The following is a 10,660-nucleotide window of genomic DNA, read 5'->3' on the forward strand; positions in this document are numbered from 1 at the left end:
GCTTGTGTGGTGGTTGCGCGGGGGGGGGGGGCGAAACGTGCGGGAGACCCTTCAGATGAACGTCGACAGATACGAAAGACCCGTTGCGATGAGCGATCCGGGGCGTCACGCCGCTCTGTTCGATGGCCTGCCGCGGGGGCCCAGTGCGCTTGCGGCGACGGTGCAGGGTCTCTTGATCCATCAGCACATCGCCCCGGCCTATGGGGTGGCGCTCGGCGGCGACCGGCAAGCCCAATCGCAGGTCCGCGCCGTCGAGGACATGCTGGATGAAATCGTGGCGCGCGACGCCCGGCCGCTTGCCGTACCACGTGCCGTCAACGAGCGGCAGGTCGGTGTGTGCAGGCACTTCACGCTGCTTCATGTGGCGATGTTGCGCACGCAGGGCATTCCGGCGCGTGCGCGCTGCGGGTTTGGCGCCTATTTCGAGGCGGGAAAATACATCGACCATTGGGTGACGGAGTACTGGAACGAGGACAGGAAAGGCTGGGTCTTGTTCGATTCCCAGATCGACGATCGGCAGCGTGAGCTGTTCGGGATCGGCTTCGATGCGGCGGACGTGCCGCGAGATCAGTTCCTGGTCGCCGGCGATGCCTGGTCGCTCTGCCGCGCCGGGCGCCGTGACCCGAGTGCCTTCGGCATCCTCGACATGCATGGTCTCTGGTTCATTGCGGGCAATCTCGTCCGCGACATCGGCGCGCTGAACAATCGCGAGATGCTGCCATGGGACGTTTGGGGCGCCATGCGCGTGCGGGACAGCGAGCTCGATCTGGCCTTCTTCGACCGACTGGCAATCGTCAGCCGCGAGCCGGATGCTCACCTTGATGAACTCGGTGCGCTGGATCGCGATGAGCGGGTGCGCGTTCCCGGAGCCGTGTTCAACGCCGTGCTTGACTGTGTGCAGGACGTGTAGCTGAGGGGCGGGCGCGAGAATGCGAAGCTGCGTCCACACTACAACCGTCATCGCCCGGCTCGACCGGGCGATCCAGTACGCAGCGGCCCATCGATTCAATAACGACTGCCTCTGGAATACTGGATCACCCGCATGCGCGGGTGATGACACCGCGCCATTTGGTGGGTTGAATTGCGCCTCACCGTTATCGTCGTCCTGGCGAAAGCCAGGACCCATTACCCTGAATGGCAATTGTCGCGCGACGCTGGGGCCACGATCTCTGTCACGATCAAATTCGGTGGCTATGGGTCCTGGCCTTCGCCAGGACGACACCGACTTTGGTGCTCGCTGGTGCCTAACTCAGTGCGATCTTGCCAGGCAGAACGCCACGACCTGTTCCAGCGCCGTCTTCATCGGCGACGGCGGGAACAGGGCCAGCGCGTCGACCGCCATCGCGCCGTAGTGCTGGGCGCGGCTGATGGTGTCCTCGAGGGCGCGGTGCTTGGTCATCAGGCCGATCGCGTGGTCGAGATCGGCCTCTCCGATCTCGCCGCGCTCGAGTGCGCGGATCCAGAACTTGCGCTCGGTGTCGTTGCCGCGGCGGAAGGCGAGCACCACCGGCAGCGTGATCTTGCCCTCGCGGAAATCGTCGCCGACATTCTTGCCGAGTTTTGCGGATTTGCCGCCATAGTCCAGCACGTCGTCGACGAGCTGGAAGGCGATGCCGAGATTCATGCCGACCGAGCGGCAGGCGGTCTGCTCGGCCTTGGGCCGGTTGGCGATCACGGGACCGACCTCACAGGCGGCGGCGAACAGCTCGGCGGTCTTGCCGCGGATCACGGCGAGATATTCGTCCTCGGTGGTCGCGGTGTTCTTGGCGGCGGCAAGCTGCATCACCTCGCCCTCGGCGATAGTGGCGGCGGCCGCGGACAGGATGTCGAGCGCGCGCAGCGAGCCGACCTCGACCATCATCCGGAACGCCTGGCCGAGCAGGAAGTCGCCGACCAGCACGCTGGCCTCGTTGCCCCACAGCATCCGCGCGGACAATTTGCCGCGGCGCAACTCGCTCTCGTCGACCACGTCGTCATGCAGCAGGGTCGCGGTGTGCATGAACTCGACCGCGGCGGCGAGCTTGATATGGCCGTCGCCTGTGTAGTCGGCGAGCTGGGCCATCGCCAGGGTCAGCATCGGGCGCAACCGCTTGCCCCCGGACGAGATCAGATGGTTGGCGACCTCCGGGATCATGGTGACCTCGGAGCCGGTCCGCGAAATGATGGTCGCGTTGACGCGCTCCATGTCGGCGGCGACAAGTCCCACCAGCCCGTCGATCGAAGCATTGGACGGGCTTTCGAAGGGTACAATAACCGCCACGCTGGTCTCCAATTTTGCCGAATACGCATTATGCTCAGCTATAACAATAGAAACTGCGCGGTGCAGCGGCAAGGCCTCGAAGCTGTTGACATATGACGCATTCGCTGCACTGCCGGGGCGACAGGAGAGCGTATTTTGCGGGAATTGGTACGGACCAATGACATGGTGCTGGTCTCCGCCATCGGCGCGCTGCTCGACAGCGCTAACATCCACCATTTGGTGCTGGACCAGAACATGAGCATCATCGAGGGCTCGCTCGGCGTGCTGCCGCGGCGGATCCTGGTGCACGAGGACGACAACCACGAGGCCCGCCAGCTCCTGACCGATGCCGGCCTTGGCCACGAATTGCGGGCCGATGACTAGAGCGTTTTCAAGCGAAGTGGGCCCCGGTTCGCGTGAGGAAAACGCGTCAAAAAAGCAGTCGCCGGCGGCCGAGATCACCGAGGACAGATTCCTCGGCGGGCAATTGCGCCTCCGGCAACCCCGCGGCGGCCACCGCGCCGGCCATGACGCGATCCTGCTGGCTGCAGCGACGCCGGCCCGGTCGGGCGACCGTGTCGTCGATCTCGGCGCCGGTGTCGGTGCCGCCGGGCTTTCGGTGGCGCGGCGGGTGAGGGGGATCGACCTCGTCCTGGTCGAAATCGACCCTGCAATGGCCGAGCTTGCCCGGGATAACGCCGGCGCCAACGCGATCATGGCCGAGGTGGTCATCCTCGATGTCGAAGCGGACGCGCCGGCGTTTGCCGCGGCCGGCCTCGCACCCGACAGCGCTGATGTCGTGCTGATGAACCCGCCGTTCAACGATCCATCGCGGCACCGTGCCTCGCCGGACGGCGTCCGCCAGCGTGCACATGTCGCGACCGCAACCACGCTTGCGGCCTGGGTGCATGCGGCGCGGCGGATTCTCAAGTCGAATGGGCAGCTAGCGATGATCTGGCGGGCCGACGGGATTGCCGACGTGCTGGCTGCGCTGGACCGCGGCTTCGGCAGCCTTGAGATCCTGCCAGTTCACGGCGAGGCGGCTTCGCCAGCGATCCGAATCCTGGTGCGGGCCACCAAGGGCGGCCGGGCGCCGACGCGGCTCCATGCCGCGCTGTTGCTCAATGAAGAGTCAGGTGTGCCCAATAAATGGGTGCAGGAGGTTTTGGCTGGGAAAGGAAAATTGCCGTTGGCGCGGCGCTAACGGGCAGGCGCGCTGCCCGCGTGACTGGCACTAAATCACTGCGAAGCCGTTTCCGACTGGCGTTCCGGCCTTGATGTGAAGCGGATCGCCGTCAGGAGCGTACCGATCAGCATAATCAGCAGATAGATCTTCATGAGTCCCTCTCCGCCGCGAATTGCAACCCCAATGACAAAATGCAAAACGCGTTCCACGGAATCCAATGACACTGGCGTGATAAAAAGTGGTTAATTCGAGGTAACGGTATGAGTGAACAAATAAGTGATCGCCAACGACATTCCGGAGCACGTTCGGGAGTGTTCGATCGCGTGCAGGGAATGTTGCCGGCACGTTTCCGGCGTGGCACGGCGGTCGTGCCGGTGGTGCGGCTGTCGGGTGTGATCGGCGCGGTGACGCCGCTGCGGCCCGGCATGACGCTCGCCGGCGTTGCCAAGATGCTGGAGCGCGCCTTTGGCACTCGGAATGCCAAGGCGGTGGCGCTGGTGATCAATTCGCCTGGCGGCTCGCCTGTGCAGTCGCGCCAGATCTATCTGCGCATCCGGCAGCTGGCGGCCGAGAAGAAGCTGCCGGTGCTGGTGTTCGTCGAGGACGTCGCGCTCCGGCGGCTACATGATCGCCTGCGCAGGCGACGAGATCTATTGCGACCCGTCGTCGATCCTGGGCTCGATCGGCGTGGTCGGCGGCAGCTTCGGCCTCGAGGGGTTGATCAAGAAGATCGGGGTCGAGCGGCGGCTCTACACGGCGGGCGCGCACAAGGCGATGCTCGATCCGTTCCTCCCGGAAAACCCCGACGACGTCGCCCGGCTGAAGTCGATCCAGCGCGAGATCCATGCGATCTTCATTGCGTTGGTGAAGCAGAGCCGCGGCAGCCGCCTGAAGGGGCCCGACGACGAGTTGTTCACCGGCGAATACTGGGCGGGCGAGACCGCTATTGGCCTCGGCCTTGCCGACGGCATCGGCGACCTCCGCGCCACGCTGCGGGCCCGCTATGGCGAGAAGGTGCTGACCCCGGTGATCGCGCCCGCCAGCGGCATGCTGTCCGGCTTGCTCGGCCGCAGGGCGCCCGGGGCGGGCTCGATGGCGGCGCTGGACGGGATCGCGAGCTTGCCGGACGATCTGATCTCCGCGGTGGAAACACGGGCCATTTGGGCCAGATTCGGGCTGTGAACACGGGGATTTGAGCGCGCCATTTAGCCCCAAAACCGCGATTGCGGCGCAGGCCGCCTTGCGCGACAATGAGGGTATTGGGGGCCTGACAGACGTGAACGACAAGGATCGACCGATGCCGCCGCTGATTGCATTCGCAGGCGTCCTGGGTGGCCTGGCCGTGGTCCGCTGGGCATACAAGACGGCCGTCCGGATCAACCAGGAACTGGAAGAGGCGCGATTGTCCCGCGTGGCCGAGGCCTCGCGTGCGAGCGAAATCAAGACCCTGCGCCGCGACCCCGTGACCGGGGCGTACCGCCCGGGCTAGCGCTTGGTTCTCCCTCGCCCTGCTCTTGCGGGGTGAGGGGCTGTTTCCGCAAACTCGACCGACGAGAGTGTGCGGAGAATCCCCCTCACCCGAAATCCGCGCGCGCGCGGATTTCGACCTCTCCCCGCACGCGGGGCGAGGTGGCAGAAACATCCCTCATCGCCTTGATTCCATTGGCCGCCGCCGATACGGTCCCGCGCGTTTTCACACCCCCTCGCGAGATCGATTCCAACGATGGACGCCCTGCCTGACCACATGCGCCCGGAACGTTCGTTCCAGGGCTTCATCCTGGCCCTCCAGCGATTCTGGGCCGAGCAGGGTTGCGTCATCCTGCAGCCCTACGACATGGAAATGGGCGCCGGTACCTTCCATCCCGCGACCACGCTGCGCGCGCTCGGGCCGAAGCCCTGGAACGCGGCCTATGTGCAGCCCTCGCGGCGGCCCAAGGACGGCCGCTACGGCGAAAATCCCAACCGGCTGCAGCATTACTACCAGTTCCAGGTGATCATGAAGCCGTCGCCGCCGAACCTTCAGGACTTGTACCTGAAGTCGCTGGCCGCGATCGGCATCGATTCCGCCATCCACGACATCCGCTTCGTCGAGGACGATTGGGAGAGCCCGACGCTCGGCGCCTGGGGCTTGGGGTGGGAATGCTGGTGCGACGGCATGGAAGTCTCGCAGTTCACCTACTTCCAGCAGGTCGCCGGCGTCGAATGCGCGCCGGTTGCGGGCGAGCTCACCTACGGGCTCGAGCGGCTCGCGATGTATGTGCAGGGCGTCGACCGCGTCTACGACCTCAACTTCAACGGCCGCGAGGGCGCGGAGAAGGTGACCTATGGCGACGTCTTCCTGCAGGCCGAGCAGGAATATTCGCGGCACAATTTCGAGTACGCCGACACCACGATGCTGTTCGAGCAGTTCAGGATGGCGGAAGAGGCCTGCCGCAAATATCTCGCCGCCGGCTGGCAAGAATCTAAGAGCCCGGGCGGCAACAGTAAGGAACATCTGATGGCCTTGCCGGCCTACGACCAGTGCATCAAGGCGAGCCACGTGTTCAACCTGCTCGACGCCCGCGGCGTCATCTCGGTGACCGAGCGGCAGAGCTACATCGCCCGCGTCCGCGATCTGGCGAAGGCCTGCGGCGAGGCTTGGATCCACACTGAAACGGGCAGGGCGGTCTGATGCCCGATCTTCTCCTCGAACTGTTCTCCGAAGAAATTCCCGCGCGCATGCAGGCGAAGGCGGCGGACGATCTGCGCCGCATGGTGACCGACAAGCTCGTCGCCGAAGGCCTCGTCTATGAAGGCGCCAAGGCGTTTGCGACCCCGCGCCGCCTCGCGCTGACCGTTCACGGCATTCCCGCGCGCCAGCCCGACCTGAAGACCGAACGTCGCGGCCCGAAGATCGGCGCTCCTGACGCGGCGGTGCAGGGCTTTCTGAAAGCGACCGGTCTCACGTCGCTGGATGAAGCAAAGATCCAGAAGGATGCGAAGGGCGACTTCTACATCGCGCTGATCGAAAAGCCGGGCCGCGCCGCGATCGACGTCGTCGCCGAAATCCTGCCGGTCATCATCCGCACCTTCCCCTGGCCGAAATCGATGCGCTGGGGCGCGCGCTCGGCCAAGTCAGGCTCGCTGTCCTGGGTCCGGCCGCTGCATTCGATCATTGCGACCTTCGGCCTGGAGACCGAGGAGCCTGATGTCGTGAAATTCTCGGTCGACGGCATCGAGGCTGGGCAGACCACCTATGGCCATCGCTTCATGGCGCCGGGCGCGATTTCGGTGCGCCGCTTCGAGGATTACGAGGCCAAGCTGAAGGCCGCCAAGGTCATCCTCGATCCGCAGGCGCGCAAGGACATCATCGTCGAGGACGCCAAGGAGCTGGCGTTCGCGCAGGGCCTCGAGCTGGTCGAGGACCAGGTGCTGGTCGACGAGGTCTCCGGTCTCGTCGAATGGCCCGTGGTGATGATGGGATCGTTCGAGAAGGAATTTTTGTCGATCCCGGATGAAGTGATCCGCGCCACCATCCGCAACAACCAGAAGTGCTTCGTGGTCAGGGATCCCAAGACGGGCAAGCTGACCAACAAGTTCGTGCTGACCGCCAACATCGAGGCGCCCGACGGCGGCAAGACCATCGTCGCCGGCAACGAGCGCGTGATCCGCCCGCGGCTGAGTGACGCGAAGTTCTTCTACGAGACCGATCTGAAGACCAGGCTGGAGGACCGGCTGCCGAAGTTCGAGCAGATCGTGTTCCACGAGAAGCTCGGCACCCAGGCCGCGCGCATCAAACGGATCGAGGCGTTGGCAGCCGAGATCGCGCCGCTGGTCGGCGCCGACGTCGAGAAGACAAAACGCGCCGCGCGTCTCGCCAAGGCGGATTTGCTGACCGAAGTCGTCGGCGAATTCCCCGAGTTGCAGGGCCTGATGGGCAAGTACTACGCGCTGGCGCAGGGCGAGGATGCGTCTGTTGCTGCCGCGAGCGAGGAGCATTGGAAGCCGCAGGGTCCGACCGATCGCGTGCCGACCGATCCGGTGAGCGTCGCGGTCGCGCTGGCGGACAAGCTGGATACGCTGGTTGGATTCTGGGCGATTGATGAGAAGCCGACCGGGTCGAAGGACCCATACGCGCTGCGTCGCGCTGCTCTCGGCGTTGTGAGGCTGATAGTAGAGAACGAACTTCGTTTCTCTCTCCTTGTCGCTTTGAAGGCGGCCGGTCGCACTACGGCACGGACTTTGGCGTCGTTGACCTTTGAGAATTTGAGACCGTTGATCAGGAACGTAGCGAAACAGACAGCCAACGCTGAGATCGCGATCGCTGTTGTTGAAGGCTTTGGCAATGATCCAGCGCGCGAGTCTCAGAGAGATGCAATCGCGGATTCGATTGTCGATGGGATCGTCGATCTGCTCGCCTTCTTCGCCGACCGTCTGAAGGTCCAGCTCCGCGATCAGGGCGCACGTCACGATCTCGTCGACGCCGTGTTCTCGCTTGGCGGCCAGGACGATCTGCTGCTCGTGGTCCGTCGTGTCGAAGCGCTCGGCAAGTTCCTCGACAGCGACGACGGCAAGAACCTGCTCGCTGGAACCAAACGCGCGAGCAACATCCTCAGCATCGAGGAGAAGAAGGACAAGCGCAGCTTCGACGGTGCGCCCGACGCCGCGCTCTACAAGCTCGACGAAGAGAAGGCGCTGGCTGCGGCGATCGACCAGGTGAAGAGCGAGGCGTCCGCCGCCGTCGCCAAGGAAGACTTCGCCGCCGCGATGAGCGCGATGGCCAAGCTGCGTCCGGCGGTCGATGCGTTCTTCGACAAGGTCAAGGTCAACGACGACGATCCCAAGGTGCGCGAGAACCGCCTGAAGCTGCTCAACGAGATCCGGGCCGCGACGCGTGCGGTGGCGGATTTCTCCAGGATCGAAGGCTGATCGATGGACCGCGCAACGCTCGCCGCTTACGACAAGGAAGCGGCGGCGTTTGCGCAGGACTGGCACGAGCAGCCGGCCCCTCGCGATCTGCAGGAGGTCGTCGGGCAATTCTTCATCAAGGGTGGTGCGACCGCCGACATCGGCTGCGGCAGCGGCCGCGAGGTGGCCTGGCTCAATGCCAGCGGCTTTCCGGCCGAAGGCTTTGATGCCTCCGAGGGTCTGCTCGCCGAAGCTCGTACCCGCTATCCGGCGCTGCGCTTTGCGCGTGCCGAGCTGCCTGATCTATCCGGCATCGCCGCCGGCAGCTTCGACAATGTGCTGTGCGAGACCGTGATCATGCATCTCGATCCCGCGTTGATCGCGCCGTCGGTGCGCCGTATGTTCGAACTCGTGAAGCCCGGCGGCATCTTCTACCTGAGCTGGCGCGTGACCAGAGGCGACGATGCGCGCGATGTGCATGGCCGGCTCTATGCGGCGTTCGATGCGGCGCTGGTGCGCTCCGAATTGGCGGCGGCCGCATTGCTGCTCGACGCGGAGGTCGTCAGTGCGTCCTCCGGCAAGGTCATTCACCGTCTGGTCGCCAGCAAGAGGAGGTGACGATGACGCGGCTTGCGACATGTGCCTGCGGACAGCTTCGCGCGACCTGTCAGGGCGAACCGGCGACGGTCGCGCTCTGCCATTGCCTGGAATGTCAGAAGCGAACCGGCAGTACCTATGGCATCGTGGCCTTCTTCAGCCGCGCCGATGTCGAGCCCCAGGGCGAGGCGCGGCAATACACCAGGTCTGGCGACAGCGGCTCCTCCGTGGTGTTCCATTTCTGCCCGAATTGCGGGTCGTCGGTCAATTGGGAGCCCGCGCGGATGCCCGACCTCGTTGCGGTCGCGGTCGGAGCGTTCGCGGACCCAGATTTTCCGGCGCCTTCCGTCGTGATCCACAAGGAGCGCCGCCACCGCTGGGTGGCGGACATCTGACGGAACGGGGCGCGCTCGTTCCGTCTGGGAAATATTTAGACACAATTTGCAATTTGTTAACCACGCCCTGCGAAGGTCGCGCCGGATCAACGATTTCTTAAGAAATCGCCCCTCGCGCCAATGCAGGGACCCCCCGATGACCTCGATCGGCACCTCGCCCAATCCCTACGCCCAATATGGCTCGGCCTATGCGCGGGCCGCCGCGACGCCCTCGCTGGCGGCGACGTTGTCGGGCGACGGCACGGCGGGTGACCTCTCGGCGTCCTCGACACCGAGCGCGGCAACCAACCTCACGCTGTCGGACGCCGCCCGCGCGCAACTCGCCAAGCGCCGCTGCCGGACTTTGCGACCGTCACCAATGATATGCGCACAACGCTCGACCGGCTTTACACCGTCGCGGGGGTGAAGAAGCCGATCGTCGACGGCAAGACCACGATCGATCTCTCGACCCTGGACCGTCGCTCGCTGTTTGCGATCTCGACCAACAATGGCGGCAAGTTCACGCCCGACGAGCAGGCGGTCGCCGCGACCGAACTGAAGCAGCGCTTCGACAAGGCCTTGGCGCCGTCGCTGGCGACCACGCGCCTGACCGGCGACTACAGCGTCAGCTACAAGGCGGCGCTCGACTGGTTCGATGGTGCCAGCGACGAGGAGAAAGCCACCGCGACCTGGGTCAGCCAGCGCGCCGCGGTGCTGAAGGGATATCAAGCGACGCAGCAGGATCCGAACAAGGCGCCGACCGGAATTGCAGGCGACCCCGTCGCGGCCGCACTGGCAGGGACCACGTCTCCCACGACCGGCAACACACGCGACTTCAGCAGCGTGGCGAGCGACGTGCGCGCTTTCCTCGATCGGCAGAAGAGCGATGCGGCGAAGAGCGGCAAGGAGCTGGTGTTCGATTCCCGCCGCAAGACCGGACAGCTCGCCGACCTCTCAGCGCTCGACAACCGCTCGCTGTCGGCGATCACGCTGAACCAGGACAAGAAGTTTTCCGCCGAGGAGATCTTCGCGGCCAAGCAGGAGCTCAACACGCGGACGCGCCTTGCGGTGCTGGATGCGCTGAAGCAGAGCCAATCGGCCGGCGATCCGCGCCAGTTCTCACTCGGCATCCTCAAGCAGTATTCCTCGATGAGCGCGGAGGAACGCCGGGCGGCCAACTGGACGCAGGATTTCCAGGATGCCGCGATCAAGAGCTACAAGTCGACCTCGACGCTGCTCTCGATCCTGAAATCGTAAGCCGGCGCCAGACCAGAGGAAGATGAGTTTGGGTCGAATCGGTTCGACCATGCACTTACTTCACCTCTCCCATCGGGAGAGGTCGATTTGCGAAGCATATCGGGTGAGGGGCCGCAGCTC

At 64.8% G+C, this 10,660-nt stretch carries 9 protein-coding genes and 2 pseudogenes; 10 read left to right on the plus strand and 1 reads right to left on the minus strand.

What is annotated here, in order from left to right; genetic code table 11:
- Positions 1–4 precede the first annotated feature (4 nt).
- Positions 5–910, plus strand: a complete 906-nt coding sequence (locus AKN84_RS20985; RefSeq protein ID WP_244485345.1) for a transglutaminase-like domain-containing protein — start codon at positions 5–7, stop codon at positions 908–910.
- Positions 911–1,249: 339 nt separating this feature from the next.
- Here the strand turns inward: AKN84_RS20985 and AKN84_RS20990 are convergent, their stop codons facing one another.
- On the minus strand, positions 1,250–2,260 hold the full coding sequence (locus AKN84_RS20990) for a polyprenyl synthetase family protein (RefSeq protein ID WP_050422527.1): 1,011 nt from the start codon (positions 2,258–2,260) through the stop codon (positions 1,250–1,252).
- Between the two features lie 135 nt (positions 2,261–2,395).
- Here AKN84_RS20990 and AKN84_RS20995 point away from each other — a divergent pair, with 135 nt between their 5' ends.
- The 9 genes and pseudogenes from AKN84_RS20995 to AKN84_RS21035 all read left to right on the plus strand — a co-directional run bounded on the left by AKN84_RS20995 (position 2,396) and on the right by AKN84_RS21035 (position 10,540).
- Positions 2,396–2,623 carry a putative signal transducing protein gene (locus AKN84_RS20995; protein ID WP_026193157.1) on the plus strand — a complete coding sequence of 76 codons (228 nt, stop codon included), beginning with the start codon at positions 2,396–2,398 and terminating at the stop codon, positions 2,621–2,623.
- A complete protein-coding gene (locus AKN84_RS21000) occupies positions 2,616–3,443 on the plus strand; it encodes a tRNA1(Val) (adenine(37)-N6)-methyltransferase (protein ID WP_244485347.1) in 828 nt (275 codons plus the stop codon). Before AKN84_RS20995 ends, AKN84_RS21000 begins: the two co-directional genes overlap by 8 nt.
- A gap of 242 nt (positions 3,444–3,685) precedes the next feature.
- A pseudogene (locus tag AKN84_RS21005) lies at positions 3,686–4,607 on the plus strand (S49 family peptidase).
- 115 nt (positions 4,608–4,722) lie between these two features.
- A complete protein-coding gene (locus AKN84_RS21010) occupies positions 4,723–4,914 on the plus strand; it encodes a hypothetical protein (RefSeq protein WP_021080015.1) in 192 nt (63 codons plus the stop codon).
- Between the two features lie 234 nt (positions 4,915–5,148).
- Positions 5,149–6,096, plus strand: coding sequence for a glycine--tRNA ligase subunit alpha (locus AKN84_RS21015; RefSeq protein WP_050422529.1), 948 nt, complete (start codon positions 5,149–5,151; stop codon positions 6,094–6,096).
- Complete coding sequence (glyS, locus tag AKN84_RS21020; protein WP_050422530.1) at positions 6,096–8,333, plus strand: glycine--tRNA ligase subunit beta; 2,238 nt, start codon at positions 6,096–6,098, stop codon at positions 8,331–8,333. Before AKN84_RS21015 ends, glyS begins: the two co-directional genes overlap by 1 nt.
- Positions 8,334–8,336: 3 nt before the next feature.
- Positions 8,337–8,930, plus strand: coding sequence for a class I SAM-dependent methyltransferase (locus AKN84_RS21025; RefSeq protein ID WP_050422531.1), 594 nt, complete (start codon positions 8,337–8,339; stop codon positions 8,928–8,930).
- Between the two features lie 2 nt (positions 8,931–8,932).
- The gene (locus tag AKN84_RS21030) at positions 8,933–9,304 is read left to right on the plus strand and encodes a GFA family protein (protein WP_050422532.1); all 372 of its coding nucleotides are present in this window, start codon (positions 8,933–8,935) and stop codon (positions 9,302–9,304) included.
- A gap of 136 nt (positions 9,305–9,440) precedes the next feature.
- A pseudogene (locus AKN84_RS21035) lies at positions 9,441–10,540 on the plus strand (hypothetical protein).
- The last annotated feature ends 120 nt before the right edge of the window (positions 10,541–10,660 follow it).

Source organism: Bradyrhizobium tropiciagri, assembly GCF_001189845.1.
In the GTDB taxonomy this organism is placed as follows: Bacteria; Pseudomonadota; Alphaproteobacteria; order Rhizobiales; family Xanthobacteraceae; genus Bradyrhizobium; species Bradyrhizobium tropiciagri.